The sequence below is a fragment of the Streptomyces sp. NPDC007095 genome (assembly GCF_040634475.1).
Taxonomy (GTDB): domain Bacteria; phylum Actinomycetota; class Actinomycetes; order Streptomycetales; family Streptomycetaceae; genus Streptomyces.
This window is the reverse complement of sequence record NZ_JBEYFS010000105.1, coordinates 1-21,199: the sequence shown is the minus strand read 5'-3', so window position 1 is coordinate 21,199 and position 21,199 is coordinate 1. Positions and strand designations below refer to the sequence as shown.

18 protein-coding genes and 1 pseudogene are annotated in these 21,199 nt (G+C 70.3%); 13 read left to right on the top strand and 6 right to left on the bottom strand.

Going from position 1 to position 21,199, the window contains the following annotated elements; genetic code table 11:
- The first annotated feature begins 66 nt into the window (after positions 1-66).
- The 8 genes from ABZ656_RS30995 to ABZ656_RS30960 are packed head-to-tail and all read left to right on the top strand — an operon-like array spanning position 67 to position 10,525.
- A complete protein-coding gene (locus tag ABZ656_RS30995; RefSeq protein ID WP_218171484.1) occupies positions 67-1,626 on the top strand; it encodes an ABC transporter substrate-binding protein in 1,560 nt (519 codons plus the stop codon).
- Position 1,627: 1 nt separating this feature from the next.
- Positions 1,628-2,584, top strand: coding sequence for an ABC transporter permease (locus ABZ656_RS30990; RefSeq protein ID WP_075028113.1), 957 nt, complete (start codon positions 1,628-1,630; stop codon positions 2,582-2,584).
- Positions 2,581-3,579, top strand: a complete 999-nt coding sequence (locus ABZ656_RS30985) for an ABC transporter permease (RefSeq protein WP_101403268.1) — start codon at positions 2,581-2,583, stop codon at positions 3,577-3,579. Before ABZ656_RS30990 ends, ABZ656_RS30985 begins: the two co-directional genes overlap by 4 nt.
- Positions 3,576-4,391: an ABC transporter ATP-binding protein gene (locus ABZ656_RS30980; RefSeq protein WP_101403269.1), complete on the top strand. Its 816-nt coding sequence runs from the start codon at positions 3,576-3,578 to the stop codon at positions 4,389-4,391. The genes ABZ656_RS30985 and ABZ656_RS30980 overlap by 4 nt, the downstream gene beginning before the upstream one ends.
- Positions 4,388-5,230: an ATP-binding cassette domain-containing protein gene (locus ABZ656_RS30975; RefSeq protein WP_101403270.1), complete on the top strand. Its 843-nt coding sequence runs from the start codon at positions 4,388-4,390 to the stop codon at positions 5,228-5,230. The genes ABZ656_RS30980 and ABZ656_RS30975 overlap by 4 nt, the downstream gene beginning before the upstream one ends.
- Positions 5,227-6,516, top strand: coding sequence for an alpha/beta fold hydrolase (locus ABZ656_RS30970; protein WP_101403271.1), 1,290 nt, complete (start codon positions 5,227-5,229; stop codon positions 6,514-6,516). Before ABZ656_RS30975 ends, ABZ656_RS30970 begins: the two co-directional genes overlap by 4 nt.
- Before the next feature lie 5 nt (positions 6,517-6,521).
- Complete coding sequence (locus ABZ656_RS30965; RefSeq protein ID WP_360272061.1) at positions 6,522-7,874, top strand: aminopeptidase P family protein; 1,353 nt, start codon at positions 6,522-6,524, stop codon at positions 7,872-7,874.
- Positions 7,871-10,525: a beta-L-arabinofuranosidase domain-containing protein gene (locus ABZ656_RS30960; protein WP_360272018.1), complete on the top strand. Its 2,655-nt coding sequence runs from the start codon at positions 7,871-7,873 to the stop codon at positions 10,523-10,525. The genes ABZ656_RS30965 and ABZ656_RS30960 overlap by 4 nt, the downstream gene beginning before the upstream one ends.
- A gap of 96 nt (positions 10,526-10,621) precedes the next feature.
- Here ABZ656_RS30960 and ABZ656_RS30955 read toward each other — a convergent pair whose 3' ends face one another.
- Positions 10,622-10,792, bottom strand: a complete 171-nt coding sequence (locus tag ABZ656_RS30955) for a hypothetical protein (RefSeq protein WP_360272067.1) — start codon at positions 10,790-10,792, stop codon at positions 10,622-10,624.
- On the opposite strand from ABZ656_RS30955, the gene ABZ656_RS30950 reads away from it, so the two are divergent.
- Genes ABZ656_RS30950 through ABZ656_RS30935 form a run of 4 tightly spaced genes read left to right on the top strand, consistent with a single transcriptional unit; the run spans position 10,742 to position 13,033 of the window.
- Positions 10,742-11,107 (top strand): methyltransferase domain-containing protein, encoded by a 366-nt coding sequence (locus ABZ656_RS30950; RefSeq protein WP_360272058.1) that lies wholly within the window; start codon positions 10,742-10,744, stop codon positions 11,105-11,107. The genes ABZ656_RS30955 and ABZ656_RS30950 overlap by 51 nt on opposite strands.
- On the top strand, positions 11,104-11,718 hold the full coding sequence (locus ABZ656_RS30945; protein ID WP_360272016.1) for an ATP-binding cassette domain-containing protein: 615 nt from the start codon (positions 11,104-11,106) through the stop codon (positions 11,716-11,718). Before ABZ656_RS30950 ends, ABZ656_RS30945 begins: the two co-directional genes overlap by 4 nt.
- The gene (locus ABZ656_RS30940) at positions 11,718-11,915 is read left to right on the top strand and encodes a hypothetical protein (protein WP_360272013.1); all 198 of its coding nucleotides are present in this window, start codon (positions 11,718-11,720) and stop codon (positions 11,913-11,915) included. The genes ABZ656_RS30945 and ABZ656_RS30940 overlap by 1 nt, the downstream gene beginning before the upstream one ends.
- Complete coding sequence (locus tag ABZ656_RS30935) at positions 11,912-13,033, top strand: aminotransferase class V-fold PLP-dependent enzyme (protein ID WP_360272010.1); 1,122 nt, start codon at positions 11,912-11,914, stop codon at positions 13,031-13,033. The genes ABZ656_RS30940 and ABZ656_RS30935 overlap by 4 nt, the downstream gene beginning before the upstream one ends.
- Positions 13,034-13,433: 400 nt before the next feature.
- Here ABZ656_RS30935 and ABZ656_RS30930 read toward each other — a convergent pair.
- Positions 13,434-13,556: pseudogene (locus ABZ656_RS30930) on the bottom strand (IS3 family transposase); the annotation flags it as partial.
- A gap of 389 nt (positions 13,557-13,945) precedes the next feature.
- Between ABZ656_RS30930 and ABZ656_RS30925 the strand changes: the two are divergent.
- Positions 13,946-14,752 carry a SpcZ gene (locus tag ABZ656_RS30925; protein ID WP_360272007.1) on the top strand — a complete coding sequence of 269 codons (807 nt, stop codon included), beginning with the start codon at positions 13,946-13,948 and terminating at the stop codon, positions 14,750-14,752.
- A gap of 122 nt (positions 14,753-14,874) precedes the next feature.
- Here ABZ656_RS30925 and ABZ656_RS30920 read toward each other — a convergent pair whose 3' ends face one another.
- The 4 genes from ABZ656_RS30920 to ABZ656_RS30905 all read right to left on the bottom strand — a co-directional run bounded on the left by ABZ656_RS30920 (position 14,875) and on the right by ABZ656_RS30905 (position 21,138).
- Positions 14,875-15,750 carry a TauD/TfdA family dioxygenase gene (locus ABZ656_RS30920; protein WP_101403276.1) on the bottom strand — a complete coding sequence of 292 codons (876 nt, stop codon included), beginning with the start codon at positions 15,748-15,750 and terminating at the stop codon, positions 14,875-14,877.
- A 105-nt stretch (positions 15,751-15,855) separates the two neighbouring features.
- Positions 15,856-16,545 (bottom strand): hypothetical protein, encoded by a 690-nt coding sequence (locus ABZ656_RS30915; protein WP_180362300.1) that lies wholly within the window; start codon positions 16,543-16,545, stop codon positions 15,856-15,858.
- On the bottom strand, positions 16,511-17,554 hold the full coding sequence (locus tag ABZ656_RS30910; protein WP_101403277.1) for a GSCFA domain-containing protein: 1,044 nt from the start codon (positions 17,552-17,554) through the stop codon (positions 16,511-16,513). Before ABZ656_RS30910 ends, ABZ656_RS30915 begins: the two co-directional genes overlap by 35 nt.
- 257 nt (positions 17,555-17,811) lie before the next feature.
- Positions 17,812-21,138, bottom strand: a complete 3,327-nt coding sequence (locus ABZ656_RS30905) for a KR domain-containing protein (RefSeq protein WP_360272002.1) — start codon at positions 21,136-21,138, stop codon at positions 17,812-17,814.
- Positions 21,139-21,199: the final 61 nt, after the last annotated feature.

Sequence of the window (21,199 nt, the reverse complement as noted above, 5' to 3'; positions counted from 1 at the left end):
GGTGGCGGCTCCTCGTCCCCAGCCACCGGCGGTGGGAGCGGTGGGACCGCGGTCAAGGGCGGGACCGTGCAGGTCCTGCAGTCGGCCAACTTCTCCTATCTCGATCCGTCCCGCGGCTGGGACGGCGGCGTCAACGCGTTCTACCGCCTGATATACCGTCAGTTGGTCACCAAGGCACCCAACGACGCCAAGGACCCCAACGCGATGGTCCCCGACCTCGCGCAGAGCCTCGGCAAGGTCTCCGCCGACGGTCTGACCTGGACCTACAAGCTCAAGGCCGGGATCAAGTTCGACACCGGCGCGCCGATCACGTCCAAGGACGTCAAGTTCGGCATCAGCCGCAGTTGGGACCCGGAGATCGGCATCGGCGCGCCGTACCTGAAGAATCTGATCGCTGCCCCGAAGGGCTACCAGGGGCCGTACCGCTCGGGCGATCTGCGGACGATCGAGACGCCGGACGACCAGACGATCGTCTTCCACCTCAAAGCTCCGTTCCCCGAGTTCGACGCGGCGCTGTCCCAGCCGAGCGGCACCCCGTTCCCGGTCGGTACCGGCGGGGGCGACTCGTTCATCAAAGACGTCATCGCCTCCGGTCCCTACGATGTGGAGAAATTCACCCCGGGCAGCTTGATCCAGCTCAAGCGCAACCCGCACTGGGACGCGGCGGGCGACACGGTCCGCAAGGCCTACCCCGATGCGTGGCGCTTCACCATCGGCGTCGAGGGCGCCACCATCGATGAGCGTCTCATCGCCGGCCAGGGAGCCGACATCAACGCGGTCGCCGGCAGTGTGCAGACGGCCACCATTGCGCGCCTGCAGACGCCGCAGCTCAAGGCACGGACGATCAAGGCGCCGTCGACCTGTCTCACGTACATGGGTCTCAACACGACGAAGAAGCCGCTCAGTAACGTGAAGGTGCGCCAGGCCATCAACTACGCGGTGGACAAAAGCTCGGTGCTCAACGCCACCGGCGGCAAACAGTTCGCGACGATCTCCAACAGCATCCTGCCTGCCACGGTCTCCGGGCACGTCGACTACGACCCCTATCCGAGTGCGGACAATGCCGGTGACGCGGCCAAGGCCAAGCAACTGCTCACTGAGGCGGGCTACCCGAACGGCTTCACGCTGACCTTGGACGTACGCGCGAACGAGACGGAGCAGCGCAAAGGCGAGGCAATTCAGCAGGCGCTCAAGCGGGTCGGCATCGAGGTCAAGCTGAACGTGATCGACGTGTCGACCTACTACGAGACGATCGGCACGCCGTCGCAGCAGCACGACGCGGCGATCACCGGCTGGTGCCCGGACTGGGCGTCGAGCGCGTCGACGTTCCTGCCGCCGCTGTTCGACGGCCGGCACATCACGGCCAAGGGCAACCAGAACCTCTCCCAGCTCAACGACGACGCCGTCAACGCCGAGATCGACCGGATCGGCGCGATGACCGACCTGGCCGCGGCGAACAAGGCCTGGGGCGAGCTGGACAAGAAGATCATGGCGCTGGCTCCTGTCGTTCCGCTGAACGTCGAGAACCGCATCTACCTGCCGGGCACCAACGTGGCCGGGGTGATCGTGCCCAGCGGCGACCTCGACTACGGGATCATCGGTCTCAAGGACCCGGCGAAGGGCTGACATGACGATCGCGTCAACCGGTCCGCAGGTGCCGGAGGTGTCCGAACCGGGCACCGCCGGCACCATCCCCGACCCTCGCTGGAGCGTGGCCCGTAGCCTGCTGCGCGACCCGGTGGCCGTAGCCTGCCTCGGCTACATCGCACTGATCGTGCTCATGGCGGTGTTCGCACCTCTCATCGTCCGGGTCAGCGGCTGGGACCCGTACGAGTTCGACCAGAGCGCCATCGATCCCGACCTCGGCGGCATGCCCGCCGGGTCCTGGGGTGGCATCTCCGGGTCGCACTGGCTCGGTGTCGAGCCCGGCAGCGGCCGGGACGTCTTCGCCCGGATCGTGTACGGCGCCCGATCCTCGATGCTCATCGCCCTCAGCGCGACGCTGCTCACCACGGTGCTCGGCATGGTGTTCGGCCTGCTGGCCGGTTACTTCGGCGGTCGGATCGACATGCTGATCTCGCGGGTCATGGAGTTCCTGATGGCGTTCCCCGCGCTCATCTTCATGATTGCCGTGCTGTCCGCGCTGCCCGCGGACGACCGGCAGTACCTGTTGGTCGTGGTGATTTCGCTGTTCGGCTGGCCGTACCTGGCCCGGATCGTGCGAGGACAGACCATGTCGCTCAAGGAGCGCGAGTTCGTCGAGGCGGCCCGCGCGTCCGGTGCCTCCCGCACCACCATCGTGTTCACCGAGATCCTGCCCAACCTGCGCTCGACCATCCTGGTCATGGTGACCATGGCGGTACCCGGTTATATCGGTACCGAGGCCGGGCTGTCCTTCCTCGGCGTCGGCCTGGTGCCGCCCACGCCGTCCTGGGGGCAGATGATCTCGAGTTCGGTGAGCTGGTACGCGGTGGTGCCCACGTACTTCCTGGTGCCGGGCGTCTTCCTGGCGCTGCTGGTGCTGTCCTTCATGGTCCTCGGCGACCACATCCGCACCGCCGCCGAGCCGGGAGGCCGCTCATGACCCGCTACGTCGTGCACCGCGTGCTGGGCATGCTGCTGGTGCTGTTCCTGGTCTGCCTGTTCACCTACATCATCTTCTTCGCCCTGTCGCCGGACCCGGCCGTGCAGATCTGTGGCAAGAACTGCACCCCGGAGCGCATCGACCAGATCCGCGCCAACCTCGGCCTGACCGACCCGTTCCTGACCCAGTTCCTGCACTTCCTGCAGGGGCTGTTCCTGGGCCGCGACTACGGCAGCGGCCCGTCCGCGGTGCACTGCCCGGCACCCTGCCTCGGCTACTCGTTCCAGACCTCGCAGTTCGTCACCGACATGATCGTGCAGCGGCTGCCGGTGACCGCGGTGGTCGCCGTCGGAGCGGCCGTGCTCTGGCTGTTCATGGGCGTGATCGGCGGTCTGCTCAGCGCCGTGCGCGAAGGGAAGGCCACCGACCGGTTCATCGCCGGGCTCACCCTGGGCGGCATGGCGATCCCGAACTACGTGCTCGCCCTCGCGCTGCAGTACGTGCTCGTGGTGTGGCTGCAGTGGCTGCCGTTCCCGCAGGCCGTGGCGTTTGCCGACGACCCGGGGCAGTGGTTCCTCAACTTCATCATGCCGTGGACGGTGCTGGCGATCGGCTACGCCTCGTCGTACACCCGGCTCACCCGGGCCAACGTCATCGACACCCTGGGCGAGAACTTCGTGCGGACTGCGAGGGCCAAGGGCCTGCGACCGGACCTGGTGTGGCGGCGGCACGCGCTGCGGCCGGCGCTGACCCCGATCGTCACGATCGCGGGCATGGACTTCGCCGGCCTGCTCGGCGGCGCGCTGATCACCGAGACGGTCTTCGGGATCAACGGCGTCGGCAAACTCGCGGCGGACTCCATCACCAAGAACGACCAGCCGGTGATCATGGCGGTGACGTTGCTCGCGGCGTTCTTCGTCGTGGTCGCCAACATGGCCGTCGACCTGGTGTACTCGGCGATCGACCCGCGGGTCAGAGTGGGAGTGGCGTCATGAGTGACCTGCTGCGCGTCCGCGACCTGACCGTCGCCTTCCATGGCGTGCCGGTGGTCGACGCCATCGACTTCGCCGTGCCGCCCGGCGGCGCCCTCGGCATCGTCGGCGAGTCCGGCTCGGGCAAGTCGATGACCAGCCTCGCGATCATGGGGCTGCTCCCGAAGGGCGCCACCCGCGCCGGCAGCATCGAGTTCGACGGCGGCGAGCTCACCACGCTGAACGAACGCCGGATGCGAGCCGTTCGCGGCGACCGGATCGCGATGGTGTTTCAGGACCCGCTCTCCTCGCTGAACCCGTACTACACGGTGGGCACGCAGATCGCCGAGGCCTACCGGTCGCACCGCTCCGGCGTCAGCCGCCGAGCAGCCCGCAAGGCGGCGATCGAGGCGATGGAACGTGTGCACATCCGCGACGCGGCCCGCCGCGTCGACGAATACCCGCACCAGTTCTCCGGTGGCATGCGCCAGCGCGTGATGATCGCGATGGCGCTCAGCACCGAGCCCAGCCTGATCATCGCCGATGAGCCGACCACCGCGCTCGACGTCACCGTCCAGGCCCAGATTCTCGCCCTGCTCGCCGAGGTACGCCGCGACACCGGTGCCGCGCTCATCCTCATCACCCACGACCTCGCCGTGGTCAGCGAGGTCACCGACACGCTGATCGTCATGCGGCACGGCAAGGTGGTCGAGTCCGGCACCGCCGAGCAGATCTTCTGCGACCCGCGGCACCCGTACACCCGGGCGCTGCTCGACGCGGTCCCGCGGATCGACGACGAGATCGGCGAACTGCAGACCCTGGGAGGCGACAGTTGAGCTCCGAACCATTGCTGCGGGCACGGGACCTGGTCAAGGAATTCCCCATCGCGGGTACGGTCGGCCTGCTGCGCCCCGCGCGCAAGTTCACCGCGGTCGACACCGTCTCCTTCGACCTGCACGCGGGCAAAACCCTCGCGCTGGTGGGGGAGTCCGGGTCGGGCAAGTCGACCACCGCGCGGCTCGCCGCCCGGCTGATCGACGTCACGTCGGGCAGCGTCCACCTCGACGGCCGCGACATCACCGCTCTGCACGGGAACGACCTGCTGGAGGTACGCCGCCAGGTACAGGTCGTGTTCCAGGATCCGTTCTCGTCGCTCAACCCCCGGCACACCGTCGAACGGATCGTCACCGCGCCCCTGCGCTACCAGAAACGGCCGATTCCCGGAGGCACCCGGACGGTCGCCCGCGCGCTCATGGAACGGGTGGGGCTCAACCCCGATCACGTCGGTCGCTACCCCGCGCAGTTCTCCGGCGGGCAGGCACAGCGCATCGGCATCGCCCGCGCGCTCGCCGTGAGCCCGCGCGTACTGGTCTGCGACGAGGCGGTCTCGGCGCTCGACGTCTCAGTGCAGGCGCAGATCATCAACCTGCTGCGCGAACTGCAGCGCGAGGAGGGCTTCGGCTGCCTGTTCATCGCCCATGACCTCGCCGTGGTCCGGCAGATCGCCACCAGCGTCGCGGTGATGACGGCCGGCCGCGTGGTGGAGGCCGGCGAACGGGACGCGGTCTTCGACGACCCGCAGCACGAGTACACCCGCAAACTGCTGGCCGCCGTGCCGCGGATCCGCCCCGAGTGGGACGCGCGCCGACGCAACGCGACCGGAGCCACCTCATGAACCTGGTGGAATACCCCGTGCCTGGCGCCTGGGTCCGCGAGTTCACCGTCGCCGCGCCACTGGACTGGTCCGATCCCGGCGGCGAGAGCATCGAGTTGTTCGTCCGGGAGTTCACCGACCCCGAACGCCGCCACGACGACCTGCCGCTGCTGACCTATCTGCAGGGCGGCCCCGGCGGCGCCAACCCCCGGCCCGCCCCGGTGGGAGGCTGGCTGCCCGAGGCCCTGCCGCACTACCGGGTCGTTCTGGTCGACCAGCGCGGCACCGGGCGCAGCACCCCTGTCGACGGCACCGACATCGCAGGTTTCCCCGACGCCCGTGCGGCCGCGGACCACCTGCTGCACTTCCGGGCCGACTCGATCGTGCGCGACCTCGAACACGTCCGGACCCGGTGCTACGACGGCAAACGGTGGGCCACCCTCGGGCAGAGCTTCGGCGGGTGGATCACCCTGACCTACCTGTCGCACGCCCCCGAGGCGCTGACCGCCTGCTACGTCTGCGGCGGGATCCCCGGCACACCGCCCGATCCGGACGAGGTCTACCGGCGCACGTTCGACCGGGTGGCCGGCAAGACCGCCGACTTCTACCGGCGCTACCCGCAGGACGTCGCCGCGGTGGCGGCGATCGCCGACCGGCTCGCCGCCGGTGACGTGACGCTGCCCGACGGCTCGCCGTTGTCGGTGCGCCGCTTCCAGACTCTGGGCGGGGACCTCGGCTTCGGAGCCGGCCACCAGGGCCTGCACTGGCTGGTCTCCGAGGCGATCCGCCGCGACGGCCGGCTCGACGGCGAGTTCCTGGAGACAGTGCAGGTCAAGACGTCGAACGCGAGGAACCCGCTGTTCTGGACCCTCCAAGAGTCGATCTACGGCGACGGCGCGAACGGTCCCTTCCGCTGGTCGGCCCAGCGCGAACGGGACCGTCGGCCGGAGTTCGCCGAAGACCGCCGTCCGCTGCTGTTCACCTCGGAGATGACGTTTCCGTGGATGTTCGAGGAGGTCCGGGCGCTGCGGCCGTTCGCTCCCGCGATGGCCGAGCTTGCCGAGCAGAAGGTCTGGAGCCCGCTCTACGACCCGGCCCGGCTCGCGGCCAACGACGTTCCGCTGGCCGCCGCCGTGTACGCCGACGACGTGTTCGTCGACGCCGGGCTGCAGCGCGACACCCTGACCCGGGTCGGCAACGCGCAGACCTGGGTGACCAACGAGTACGAACACGACGGCATCACCGACGGCCGGGTGTTCCGCCGGCTGCGGGAGATGGTCCGCGACCGAGGAGGCGAAAAGCGTTGACCGAGATGACCACCCCGCCGTACGCGGGGACGAAACTGCCGCGTCTGGCCGACGAAAGCCCCGGCTTCCTGGCCCGCATCGGGCAGGGCTGGGCCGAACGCGACGTCCCGGCGCCGGTGAGTCCGGCCGCGGCACGGGCGGCGGCCGAGCACCGGGCCCAGCTGAGCGCCTGCCTGCCGGACCGGACCCTGGTCCTGGCTGCGGGCCGCGCCCGGCACCGTAACGGCGACGCGGACTACCCGTTCCGGGTGGACAGCGACTTCCTCTGGGCCACCTCGTGCCAGACCGAGGGCGCGGTCCTGGTGATGAAGCCGCGGCCGGGCGGCCACGACGCGGTGCTGTACATGCCGGCTCCGGCCCGGCCCGGCGAACGTGACTTCCACGCCAGTGCGGCGCACGGGGAACTGTGGGTCGGCCCGTCGGCGGGGCTCGCGGCGTGGTCTGCGGCGCTGGATCTGCCGGTGCGGCCGATCGGCGACCTCGGTGAGCAGCACGACGGCCAACCGGACGAACTGCGTACCGTGCTCTCCGACCTTCGCATGATCAAGGACGACTGGGAGATCGCACAGCTGCGCGAGGCCGTGGACCACACGGTCACCGGATTCGCCGCCGTCGCCGACGAGATCCCGCGCGCCGTCACCGAGGCCCTGGGGGAGCGCTGGCTGCAGGGGACCTTCGACCGGCACGCACGCACCTTCGGCAACGGGCCCGGCTACAACACCATCGTCGGCTCCGGTGAGCACGCGCCGATCCTGCACTGGGTCCGCTGCGACGGCCCGGTCCGGCCCGGCGAGACGCTGCTGCTGGACATGGGTGTCGAAGCGAACTCGCTGTACACCGCGGACGTGACCCGGACGATACCGGTGGGCGGCACCTTCACGCCCGCCCAGCGCCGGGTGCACGACCTGGTCGAGGCCGCGCATCGCGCCGGTATGGACCAGGTACGCCCCGGCACCACCTACACCGACTTCCACTTCGCCGCCATGGAGATTCTGGCCCGCGGGCTGCACGACTGGGGGCTGCTACCGGTCTCGGTCGACGAGGCGCTCGCACCCGAGGGCCAGCAGCACCGCCGCTACATCGTCTGCGGTATCGGCCACCACCTGGGCCTGGACGTGCACGACTGCGGCTCGTCGTCGTACGAGCAGTACCAAGATGCGCCGCTGCGGCCCGGCATGGTAATGACGGTCGAGCCCGGCCTGTACTTCCACGCCCACGACGAGACCCTGCCCCCGGAACTGCGCGGAATCGGCGTACGCCTGGAGGACGACCTCCTGGTCACCGGGACCGGGCACGAGGTGCTGTCGGGTGCGCTGCCGATCGACGCCACCGGGCTCGAGAAGTGGGCGGCCCGATGACCCGCGCGAAGCCCTTCGCCCTGCGGGACGTGGACCTGCTCGACGGGGTGCACTCCCGGGCCCGGGACCAGATGCTGCATCTCGCCAGGGTGTTCCCGGTGGACCGGGTGCTCGCGGTCTTCCGGGCCAACGCGGGGCTCGACACCCACGGGGCGCTGCCCCCGGGCACCTGGGAGGACTTCGGTCATCCCGACGAGCGAGCGTGGTCCGAGGCCGACTACCCCGGACCGGGCGTGGCACCCACGGCGAGCCTGCTGCGCGGGCACTACGCGGGGCACTTCCTGTCGATGCTGTCGCTGGCGTACGCCTCGACCGGCGAGAAAGTCCTGCTGAGCAAGACGAACGAGATGGTCGCGGGCCTGGCCGAGGTGCGCGACGCGCTGGCGGCGACCGGGCGTTACAGCCATCCGGGATTTCTGGCGGCGTACGGCGAGTGGCAGTTCTCGCGGCTGGAGGACCTGGCGCCGTACGGGGAGATCTGGGCGCCGTACTATACGTGCCACAAGATTATGGCGGGGCTGCTGGACGCGTACGAGCTGACGGGCTCCCAGCAGGCGCTGCAGGTCGTCACCGGCATGGGCCACTGGGTGGCCGGCCGGGTTCTGCGGCTGGAACGTGTGCAGCTGCAGCGCATGTGGTCGCTCTACATCGCCGGCGAGTTCGGCGGCATGAACGAGACCATGGCGAAACTGCACCGGATCACCGGCGAGCCGTCGTTTCTGCGCACCGCCGAGGCATTCGAGGTCGACAGCATGCTCGACGCCGCGGTCGAGGGCCGTGACGTGCTCGACGGCATGCACGCCAACCAGCACCTCCCGATGCTCGTCGGGCACCTTGACCAGTACGACGCCACCGGCGACCGCCGCTACCTCAACGCGGTGGTCGCCCTCTGGGACCAGATCGTGCCCGGCCGGACCTTCGCGCACGGCGGCACCGGCGAGGGCGAACTGTGGGGCCCCGCGGACACCGTGGCCGGGTTCGTCAAGCGGCGCAACGCCGAAACGTGCGCGACCTACAACCTGCTGAAGATCGCCCGTTCGCTGTTCGGGCACACCCTCGACAGCCGGTACGCCGACTACGCCGAGCGCGCCTCGCTCAACCACATCGTCGGCTCCCGCGCCGACGTCACCTCGGACACCAGCCCAGAGGTCCTGTACATGTACCCGGTGGACCCGGGCGCCGTCCGCGAGTACGACAACGTCGGCACCTGCTGCGGCGGCACCGGCCTGGAGAGCCACGTCAAACACCAGGAATCGGTGTGGTTCCACGCACCCGGGCACCTCTACGTAACGCAATACGTACCCTCGAGGCTGCGCTACGCCGACGGGGAGGTGATCCTGCGGACCCGGTACCCCCGTGACGGGAAGGTGGCGCTCGAGTTCGGACTCGCCTTCTCAGGCGAGCTGCACCTGCGCATCCCGCCCTGGGCCGCCGACATCCGTGTCGACGGTGTGGGGACGCCGGTGCCGGACACCGGATTCGTGACACTGCAACGCGATTTCCGCCCCGGCGACATCGTCGAGCTCGACCTGCCGATGCCACTGCGGCTGGTGCCCACCCCCGACGACCCCACCCTCGTCAGCCTGGAACTCGGCCCCACGGTGCTGCTCGCGCGCGACGACGCCACCACCACCCTGCCGATCGCGGCGGCCGCCCATCGGCGTCTCGACGGCAGCATCGCCGGGCACACCACCGACGGCGACCTGGTCTCGGTGCTCGGCCGGACCTTCGAACCGGCCTGGTCCGGCGGCGACCACCGCCACCACATGTACCTGCGCCTGGCCGACCCGGAGATTGCCTTCCTGGGCAGCGCGCCCGGGGTACCCGACCGCCATGACTCCGACGGCTGGTCGTTCCTCACCGGACTGTGGGCGGACGGAGGATACGGCGACGTCGCCGCGTTCTTCACCGCGGTCCACCAGGGGGTGGTGCGGGCGGCCCGATCCGGACTGCTGAGCCGGGACGAGGCGGTCGCGGTGCTCATGGCGGCCGCCGCGAGCACCCTCGACGGCTCGGCCGTGCCCCGCCGGGGTGTCGTCGGCCCGGACTCGGCGGACGTACCGCGCGTGACCCGGCTGACCTCTGCGGACGGGCAGCCCGTCGAGGACGTCGTCGAGTGGTCGCTCCCGGCGGACGTCGGCGTGGGAGATCCGCTGCCAGTGGTCCGGGTGGAGGTGACCGGCGACCGTGCCCCGTCCGGGTGGTACACCCGCGAGCCGGGCTTTACGGTGACCTCGGTCTCGCCCGCCACTCTGGAGGCCGCGGTGGGCGAGGGCACGTGGCAGCCCGCAACCGGCGTGATCGCGCTGGACCGTGAGGGCCGGCACATGCTCCGGGGCCGGGCCACCGACTCCTCCGGCCGGGTCGTCCACGCCACTCGCGAGGTCGCCGTGGACACGCGGCCCCCGTCGGTGCGTGCCAAGGTCCGTCCGCTCGGACCGAGCAACGTCGAGGTGACCCTCCACGCCGCCGACGACGTGTCCGGCGTGGACCGCGTCCAATGGCGTACCCCGGAGACGTTCTGGGGCATCTATCAGGAGCCGTTCACCAGGGCGCTGCGCGACGAGCCACAGATCCTGGAGTTCACCGCCACCGACCGTGCGGGGAACACCACACCGATCCAGCGGGTGGCGTTGCCGCCGCTGCCGTGAGAATCCCGAGCAATTTTCCCGAACCGAAACGTGCCGAAAGGGTTTTCGCAGGTCAGTGTCAACAGCAATAGATGCCCAGGGTTGGCCTGCAAGTGCTCACAGGAGGCCGGCTTCGCGGGGACGGCAATGCGGCGTGTCGCTCCGGCCGCGGGCACTGTCGTGCTGGATCTCGCGGCCGGTCGCGGGGCCTTCACCGGCGATCTCCTTGCTCGCGGAATGCGCGGTCACTCCGGTCGACGGCGCGCCCCGGGTGATCGAATTGCTCAAGGACGATCATCCCGGTGCGGACGCGACGTGCTGGATGTGGCGCGCCTCGCCGTTCCGGCGGACACGTTCGATCTTGTCGTCTGCGGATTCGCCGTCCACATCGTCCAGGACCCCTACGCTGCGCTGGCCGAAGCTGTACGTGTTGTGAAGCGCGGGTGGGCGCCTGGCGGTGCCCGGCCCCACGCATCGCCTGCGAGAGGACGACGCGTGCCATGCGGGCCTGCCATCGGCACGATCATCCCGCCGACCGGCAACGACTTCATCAGCATGCTGAAGGGCATGTCCATGGCACACCTCGTGAGGAGCACTCCGTGACCAAGAGTGAAGGATCATCCGCCGCCGCGGTGCCGGCCGCCGACACCGCGCCCGTCCTCGAAGTAATCGGTATCAGCAAGTCATACGGCAGCCACGAGGTGCTGCGCGATGTGTCGCTGACCGTCCGCGACGGCGAGGTCGTCTGCATCATCGGCCCCTCAGACGCTGGCAAGTCAACGTTCCTGCGGATCCTGAACCGGCTCGAGGAACCCGACGCCGGCGAGGTCTGGGGCGGTGGGCAACCGATGGAGCTGCGCGGCGGCAAACTGCACGCTCTGAGCGAGCGCAAGCTGTCGGCACGGCGCGCGAAAGCCGCCATGGCATTCTGGCACTTCAACCTGTTCCCGCATCTCATCGTGCTCGGCAACGTCATGGAGGGTCCGGCGCGTGTGCAGCGCCGCTGGATGCAGCGGGTGCGGGCCGAGGCCGTCGGGTTCCTTGAGAGCGTGGGTCTCGGTGACAGAGTCGACGTGTACCCTGGGTGGCTCTCAGGCGGGCAACGGCAGCGCGTCGCCGTCACACAAACCATCGCGATGACGCCCCTGTTCCTGTTCTTCGACGAGCCGACGTCGGCGCTCGGCCCCAAACTCACGGGGAGGTACCGCGCGTGATGAGCGACCTGGCGCGCGACGACATGACCATGCTCGTCGTCACACACAAGATCGCGTTCGCCCGAGAGGTCGCCGATCGGATCCTATTCATGGCCGACGCCGACGCCGACATCGTCGAGGAAGGTACGGTCGAGCAGGTGACAGGTGCCCCACGCGAACCGCGTACCCGGCAGTTCCTCCAGCGGGTGCTCTCGTGACGGCAGAGCTCGACGACTACCTCGCCTCCTTCGCCGAGCCGACCGGATACCTTAACTTCGGCAGCTACGGACCACCGTCGCGCGCGGTCGTGGAGACGATCGGCCGGCTCACGGCCGACGCTAGCGCCGGTGTTCCCTCGGCGGGACTGCATGCGGAGGACGAGAACGCTCTCGCGGCAGTCTCACGCCTTACCGGGTTCGACCGTAGCGCGGTGGTGCTGACGCCCAGCACATCGCTCGGCATCCTCCAGATTGCCTTCGGCCTGCCGCGCGGCGCGGTGCTCGTCAGCAGTGCAGAGTTCCCCTCGAACCTGTATGCGTGGTGGCGAGCACAGGATGCAGGGCTCACCACCGTGCGCACTCTGCAAGCCGTGCCCGGAAACGAGCTCGCGCCGGTAACGCCCGAACGCGTGGCAGCCTCCCTCACGCCGGACACCGTCGCAGTGGCGGTCAGCGCGGTCGACTTCCGCACCGGCGTTCTCGCCGACCTGGCCGGCATCCGTTCGGCGATCGGCGACCGCCTCCTCGTGGTCGACGGCATCCAGGGATTCGGTGTCGTCAACGCCGACTGGACCCTGGCCGACGCGCTCGTCGTCGGCGGTCAGAAGTGGCTCAGAGCGGGGTGGGGCACGGGCTTCGTGGCACTATCCCCCCGGGGCCTTGCGCACCTTCGGCCAATTCTTGGTGGCTGGACCGGTGTCGAAAGGGCCTCGCACTACGACGGCGTGCCCCACGAGCCGCTCCCCGGCGCACAGCGTTTCTCGATGACCAACGGATCACCGTTCGCATCCGGGGCGCTCGCGACGGCGCTCGCACAGCTGGAATCGGTCGGGGTCGCCACCGTCCAGCGTCGCATTGAGGACACGGTGACCGCCTTCATCGACCGGCTCCTCGCTGCAGGCATGCCGGTACTGTCGCCCGTTTCACCGCATGAACGCGCGGGTCTTGTCGTGGTGGGCATTCCGCACGGCGACGCCCCGGCTGTCCACGAACGGCTCGACGCGGCGGGCGTGACCGCAACCGTGCACGGGGACGACCGCATACGTTTCAGCGTTCACGCCACCACCACGACGACTGCACTCGACGCGACCCTGACCGTTCTGGGGGAATCCTCATGACCCTCTCCGGCATCGACGTTCGTTCCGTGCACACCGACGCCGCCCCTGACGAGCAGATCCGCGAATTGCAGGCAGCGTCCCCTGGTGTCCGCCTGGGGGCGAGGAGATGATCCAGCTACTGGCCCCCGGGCGAAGACACCGCACCTGGGAGTCACGAACTCCTGCTGGTTCACCGACCCTGCGGGTGCCGAAAACCCCATCCATGATCTGTGACCTGCAGATCCTTACGAACGGTCAGTGATCGTCGGATGGGTCGTGTCAGGCTGGTGGAGCGTGCTGTTGCGACTGCCCTCGGTGTCAAGCGTGTTCGCCTTCATACGGCTGCTACCGATGAGCGCTGTGGACAAGGACATCGAGATATTGAGCCCGGGGCTTCCACCTTGGTCGTGGACACCGGTTGTCATGCAGCGATGGCCAGCGTAGTTGATCTCTGCTCGAAGACGACCGGCGCGAGGTAGCCGATCGTGGAGTGCCCGCGCCGGTGGTTGTAGAAGCCGAGCCAGCGGAAGACTGCGAGCCGGGCGGCTGGTTCGGTCGGCCAACGCCACCGCGTCAGCCCGGAACTCCGCCGAGTACTTGTAGGTCCCCACCCAGGACTCCTCTCCCTGGGCTCAAGATCCAGTATCGAGGTGTCCACGATCAAGGTGGAAGGCCCGTTGAGACGCAGCCCCTGCTCGACGCACTGGCCGCAAACGAACAGCCGGTACCGACATGATCGACGCCGAGAGCAACGCAGGAGGGCGGGCGGTGCCGTTGCCCTACGGGAAGTCGAACTGAGGTATCCCCGGCGTGCGCCGCTGCGGCGAGGAGCTGGGAGAAGAGAACCTCTGATTGAACTCTTCCTGCCCCCGCCGACAGCCCCGCTACGGTGGTCTGCGCACGACGTTGCAACATCCAAGACAGGAGAACCGTATGAGCCGTCCCCCGGCTGCCGCCGCGTCGTTCGACCGGTTCCTCGCGCGGCTCGAAGCCGGCATGGCCGCCCCCGCCCCCCACGCCGACGGCGAATCGGCGTCCGGCTCCGACCTGCCGGACTGGCTGTGGCAGGTGGTCGCCGTGTTGTACGACGGCCAGCATGCCGCCGTCTCGAAGGACTGGGCGCGGCGTCTGCACGGCGACCTGGAACGTCTGGGCGGCGCGGTGCCCTTCGCTGTCGTGCACGACTGGCACGCCCACGACGTCGCACCGATGCTGGCAGAGGCGAGCGCCCGGCGTGGCTGGTCCGAGGAGCCGCAGCAGGCGGTACGACGGTTGCACACCCGGGCACTGGCGGGCGAGCAGATCGACGAAGCCGAGTGGAACGCGGTCCTCGAACCGGTGCTGCGGGAGGCATACCACCTCGCCTACGCCGACGCCTTCGCCAACGCCTATGCCGGCGCCCATGAGTACGCCATCGGGAACGACTATGGCCAGGAGCGGGCCGCCGAGTTCGCCGGCACCTACGCCGAGCTGAACACCAGCGCCAATGCCGCGTCCTTCGCCGACAGCAACGGCATCGCGTCCGCCGCCGCGACGGCGGCGGCCTTCGCGGCGGCGGACGCGCATGGCTATGCCGAAGCCTGCCCGTTCGCCCACGTGCAGGTCTATGCCCACGCCTGCGCCGACCAGGACCGGACAGCGGCCCAGCAACAGAGGGCCGCCCAGGACGAGCAGCTCCGGACGGCTTACCGGCGACTTGCCGAAGGACTCGCCGACAGCCTGGCCCGGGCCGCTTCCTGAGTGGTCCGTCCGCACCGGGGGCCGGTGCCCGCCCTGCGGGTCCGGCCCCCTGGCAGTCACGTTCGATGCCGCCTCTACACCCTCACGCGCGCCGGCCGGTGGACCGGCGCGGTTTCGGCCGCTCAGGCCTGGGGCCGCTGCCCCTTGATGGCGACCCGCTGGCCGTAGCGCGCATGCGGGTAGTAGTCCCAGATGGCATGGTGCTGGACGCAGCGGTTGTCCCAGAACACCAGTGTGTTGGGTGCCCAGCGGACACGGCAGCTCAGCATGGGCGTGCGGGCCACCAGGTCGAACAGCATGCCGAGGAGCGCCTTGCTCTCGTCGACGGACAACTGCACGATGTGTGAGGTGTAGGCGGGGTTGACGAACAGCAGCTTGCGGCCGGTCTCGGGGTGGCGCACCACCACCGGGTGTTCGTTCTTGGGCAGGACGTACCCTTCCGGCGGGGTGTGGCCCTGCCAGGCGACGGCGTCGTCGTGGATCGCGGTCAGTCCGTCCAGGAGGGTCCTCATCGTCGGCGACAGCATCTCGTAGGCGAGGTGCATGTTGGCGAACATGGTGTCGCCGCCGCTGCCGATCTCCGGCGTGCGGGTGATGTAGAGCATCGAGCCGAGAGCGAGTTCGGGGTTGGAGGTCCCGTCGGCGTGCCACCCGTGTCCGTCGACGTCAGTGGAGTCCTTGGTCGCGCTGATCTCCAGGACGACCGGGTCGCGGCCCTCAGGGACGGCCACCGGCAGTGGGCGCAGTTCACCGAAGTGGGCGGCGAAACGCTTGTGGTCCTCGGCAGACAGCAGCTGGTCGCGGAAGACGAGCACATGGTGCTCCAGGAAGGCGCGCCTGATGTCCTCAAGCTGCTGGTCCGACAGTTCCTTGGACAGGTCGACGCCGGATATCTCGGCGCCGACGATCGGGGTCACCGGGTCGATCGCGATGGTCTCGTAGACCGTCTTGGGCCTTGTGGTGATGCGTTCGACCGCATCCAGTACGAACTGCTCCATGTCATCCTCCTGCGGGGGGTCGGTACCGCTCCCGGCACTCCCTTACGGAGGCGTGAACGATGGTCTGGCGGCGAAGGTGAGGGCGTTTCCGACGGCGGTTCGGGTTCACAGCCCGCACGCCAGTAGGTCAGCCAGGATCATCCGGCCGAAGGCCAGATTGCCGTGGATGGTGTCGTTGGTCTCGCACAGTTCGGCGCGCTGGAACCCCGTCTCGTCGGTGGCGCGTACGCGCACGTCGACGATCTCGACACCGAGCGCGAGGACTGCTCGGCGGATGGTCTCCTGCGCGGCCATGAAGACCGCGGGGTCGGAGTGCCCCGGCACCCGCTGAGGGGGCATCACCGCGAGGACACGCAGCCCGAGTGCACGTGTCTGGCGGTAGAAGGCCAGCGCGCCGCGGGTCATGGCCAGGACGATGTCGTCGAAAAGCCGGCTCGACAGGAAGCCCGGCGGGAACTCGCCGCGTACCCGGTAGACCTGCCAGTTCTCCAGGGTGGCGACGAAGTGGGCGCTGAAACCGAAGGTCGACACCAGCGGGACGGTCAGCCCGCCGAGCCCGGCCGCGCCCAACGCGGCCAGGAAGCCGCGGTAGTACCGGTCCGCCTCGGGTTTGCGGAACACCACGTCGTCCTCGCGGACGTCGAAGAACTCGGCGGTGAACTCGCGTCCGGCGCCGATCGGGCCGCCGTGGAAGGAAAGGCCGGCCTCCTTCGCGGCCCGGCCGACCGGGCCGGCGTGCGAGTCGCCCAGCAGCAGGAACCTAGCGGGGGCTGTAGTAGTCGAGTACGGCGTCATCGCACCAGAAGTCCTCTCTGTGGGAAGGCCCGGCGCCGCTGTCCGGCCGCGGTTCGGCCGGGCGCTGGGCGAGTGCGCCGAAGAACTGGCGCATGACGAAGGCGACGCCTTCCGGCGTGACCGTGCGCAGGTTGGGCTCGAAGAACACCGCCTTGAACGGGAAGCCGGTGATGATCTCGTAGGAGGGGAAGTAGTCGACGTGGTCGTGTTCCTGGGCCAGTTGCCCGGCGACGGCCCGCAGTACGGACTTGGAGTACGTGGTGGCGGTGAGTGCGTGGCCGCCGGTGGCGGTGGCGGTCAGCGGCACCGGTGACACGGTGAGCACGACGCGCAGCCCCGGATTGGCGGCGCGGGCCAGTGCGAGGGCGGCCGACAGGTCGCGGTACACCTCGGCGAAGGTGAAGTTGCGCAACGCGTGCTGCTCGGCGTTGAAGGTGCCGCGCACGGTGCCCGGGCAGACCGGGTAGACGGCGCCCGTGGCGCGGTTCTCCCATGCCTCGGTCAGGCCCAGGGTGAAGATCAGGCAGCCGGCTTCGGCGATGGCACCGCTCATGGCGGCCAGGGTCGTCCGGCGCGCGGCCAGCATCGCCTCCACCGAGTCGTAGCCCTCGGGTTCGACGGAGGGGCGAAACGGGTCGAAGAAGCGGCCGTCCTCGCTCCAGACCTCATCCGGCGGCGTGGCATCCCCATACGCCCAGGACAACCACTGCAGCAGCGTGGCGGCGGTGTAGATGTTGCCGGTACGGCACGAGAACACGCCGTAGTGGCGGGCTTGGCGTTCGGCCTCGGTGAGTCCCGGCGGGGCCGGCTCGCTGTCACGCCAGTTCATGCCCTGGTCGAGCAGGGCGCGCCCGATGTGTCGGGCGAAGCAGGAGCCCGCGGTGAGGACGGGGTCGTCCTGCCCGATGGAGAACTTGGGCGTCCACAGGTCCCCGATGGCGGACAGCTCCGGCTCGGCGACGGCGGAGCGCCAGAACGAGCGGGGCGGCAGGGTCTGGTACGGGTTCATGGCGTGGCCTCGGCTCATCGGGTACGCGGTCCGCGGCCGGGGCGGGCGGTGGGGACGGCTCGGTGCGCGGGGACGGTGACGCGGTCGCCGGCACCGGGCAGTGGGCACGGGCGACCCGCGCCGCCGGAGGGACCGGAGCGGGGATGGGCAGTGTTCATGTCGGGTTCCTTAGGGGTGGACGCCTCAGCGGCTTTCGGGGACTGACGGCGACGCCGCGTTGATGGCCTCGGCCACCGTCTGCACCAGGGGTGGACGCCTCAGCGGCTTTCGGGGACTGACGGCGACGCCGCGTTGATGGCCTCGGCCACCGTCTGCACCTGTGGCGACCGGACGATGTCGTAGTGGGTGGTGTCCAGGATCTGGCAGTCCGTCGGCTGGGGCAGATGCGCCTGCCACAGCCGCCGCTGCTCCTCGGGGGAGCCCAGCGCGGGCAGTCCGGCCACCGGGCGGGCCGCCAGCCACAGCCGGCTGGGCGTGCCGGCCAGGCGCGGCGGTTCGTACCGCGCCATGCCGGCGAGGTTGGCCCGGCAGCACCGCGCCAGCCGCTCGGCGTAGTCCTTCGCTCCTTGCCCCACCGCCGCTTGTGCGCCGCCCGTGCCCAGCTCGTGCGCGAAGACGGCTTCGAGCTGGGCCTCGTCGTAGCCCTGGAAGCGTGGCCCGGCACCGGGCGGAGGCGGGTCGACCAGGAAGAGCCCGTCCGCCGGCCGGCCTAGCGCCTCCGACTCGGCGGCCATGGCCAACGCCACCCAGGCCCCGAAGGACCAGCCGGCGAGCTGCCAACGCCACGCGCCGTGCGGGAAGCGCTTGTGCAGCGCGGCGTGGTAACGCAGGGCCCGTTCCTCCAGGGACCAGCTTTGTGGCTCGGGCCGTTGCAAGGCGGGATCGGCGATCAGGCAGACGGTGAGTCGCGGGTCGAGCGACGACACCAGCGCGCGGTAGGCCTGGATGTCGCCGCCGACCGGGTGGATCAGGCACAGCACGTCGCGTCCCGTGCCCGGCTGCCAGACCTCCAGCTTCACCTGGTCCCTGGTGGGCGGGGCGGCGGGTGCCGACTCGCCGAGCCGCGTCAGCACCTCCGTCAGACTCACCCGGTGGCTCAGCTGGGAGAGCTCAAGGTCGATACCGAAGTGCCGCTTCACCTCGCTGATCAGGTCGAGCAGGGTCAGCGAGTCAGCGCCCAGGTCGTAGAGCGACGCGTCCGGGTCCAGTTCCTCCAACCCCAGCCAGCGGCACAGGTACTCGGCAAGCTGTCCGGTGGGCGAGGGTGTCTCCTCGCCGGCGGCCGCGACGTCGGCCGGTGCTCCGGCCACTGTCTCGGCCACTGATTCGGCCGGCGCCACGTAGAAGCCGCGGGCCTGCTCCAGGGGGGTCGTGGACACCAGCAGCTGCGGCAGTTGCAGCCGCAGGGCCCGCTCGAACAGCCGCCGGCCCTCTTCCACCCCGAGGCCTACCGCCAGGTGCGCCTGGTGGCGGGCGTCCGACCGCAGGGCCTGCCGGGCCATGCCGACCTCGTGCCAGATGTCCCAGTCGATGCCGAGCCGCAGCGTGGTTTCTGCCGGGTCGGCCTGGTGGCGGGCGAAGCTGTCCAGCAGGCCGACCGCGGCGGCGTAGTCGAGCTGTCCGACGCCGCCGAACAGCGCCGACATGGACGAGCAGTACGCGGCGAACGCCGGCCGGTAGCGCTCGATAAGCGACTCGACGAGCAGGGCGCCGTTCAGCTTCGCCGCGGTGGCCTGCCGCATCACGGCGGCGTCGCGCCGGACGATCAGGCTGCCGGCCGCCACGCCCGCGGCGTGGACCACACCATCGAGCCGGTCGGTGTACCGCTCGATCAGGGCCAGCGCGGCCTGAGGCGTCTTCTCGGCGAGGTCGGCCTCGACCAGCCGGACGCGGTCGGCCCATCGCGCCAGGCCGGTCGGCAGGGAGGGCCGCCGGGCCATCAGGATCACCCGGCAGTCGGTCTGCTCCAGCAGCCATGCCGCGATGGTGCCGCCGATACCGCCGGTGCCGCCCAGGATCAGGTAGACGCCCTGCTCGGCGGCGAGCAGCGCCGGTGTCCCCGGGGCGGGCGGGGCGACCGGCAGCAGCGTCGGCTGCCACCAGTAGCCCTGCCGCAGCGCCAGCCGGCGCTGCTGTGACGCGGGGTCGTCCGCCTCGGCCAGCACCGGCGTCAGGAGCGGTGCCCAGTCGGCGAGGTCGCCTCCGGGCAGGTCCAGCCAGCGGCCGTCGACGGCGCACTCCTGGGGCGCCACCTCGCAGACACCGGCCAGGAGGCCCAGTTCCGGCCGCTCCACGGTGCCCTCCACCGGCTGGGCCCGGTGGGAGAGCCACCAGATCCGCAGTGGCTGCGCCTGCGGCCTGCCTGCCATCGCCTGTATCAGCGCGGCAGGGGTGTCGAGGCAGGCCCAGCGGGCGCGGGCCAGCGACTCCTCGCCCACCGGCCCGTCGACCGCCAGCGGCAGCGCGTGCAGCCAGTCGATGCCTGCCGGGCCCTCGTCGGCCAGCGCGTCGAGGAGCAGCCCCAGCGAGTGCGGGTCGGCCGGGTCGACACGGTAGACGTCATTCGCCAACCGGGCGAAGGCGTCGCCCGCGCCGACCCGCACCACCCGGGCGTAGGCCGCCCGCAGGGGCCGTACCGCGTCCTCCGGCAGCGGCTCGGCCGTCATCACCACCAGCAGGCCGCGTGCGGGCGACCCGGTGCCGGTGGGCAGGGCGCGGCGCAGCCGTACCCAGTGCGGCTGGTGCAGCCACTCGGCCTCGGGCAGCCGCTGCGGATGCCCGTCGTCGGCCGGCTCGGCGGGCTCGACCGACTCGGCTGCGGGCGCGGCGCGCTCGAAGTCGTAGTCGGCCAGCCGGAAAGCCGGCGGCGGGAAGTCCCACGGCGCCTGCGCCGGTCCGGCCGGCCAGTGGATCGTCTGCCCCGCCAGCCAGGCGTCGGTCAGTTCCTGAGCCGTGTGGGCCGCGGCGGGGCGGCCCTCCTCGCTCGGTGTCACCTCGACGCCGACCGCCGTACGCAGCCAGGCCACCGCGGTGGCGGCATCGGGGCAGACCGCCGCCATCCGCCAGCGGCGCGGCGGGCGTCCGGCCTGCAGATGCCGCAGCACCTGGTCGTATGCCTCGGGCCGGGCTGCCAGGTAGTCCGCGATGTGGGAGGCGTCGTCGCGCAGGCCTTCGACGCTGCTGCTGGACAGCACGAGGCAGGGCATGGCGCTGAGGGGTGCCGTCGGCACCTCTGCCTCTTCCTCTGCCTCTTCCAGCAGCAGGTGGGCGTTGGTACCGCCGATTCCGAAGCTGCTCACGGCCGCCACCCGCGGCCGGCCGCTCGGCCACGGCTGGGCCGCGGTCGGGATGTAGAACGGCGCCGCGGTGCCGATCTGCGGGTTGAGGCGGTTGAAGTCGACGTTGGGCGGGATCACGCCGTGGTGGACCGCCAGGGCGGCCCGCGCCAGCCCCACCACCCCGGCGGCGGCACCCAGGTGGCCGATCTGGCTCTTGACCGACGCCAGCGCGCAGCTGTCGGATCCGGCAAGGTCCAAGGCGTGGCGCAGCGCGCCCACTTCGACCGGGTCGCCCAGTGCGTACACCGAGCAGACCCCGCACTGGCGCTACCTCACCGCGCTCGACGTACTGAGCGACGAATCCGTC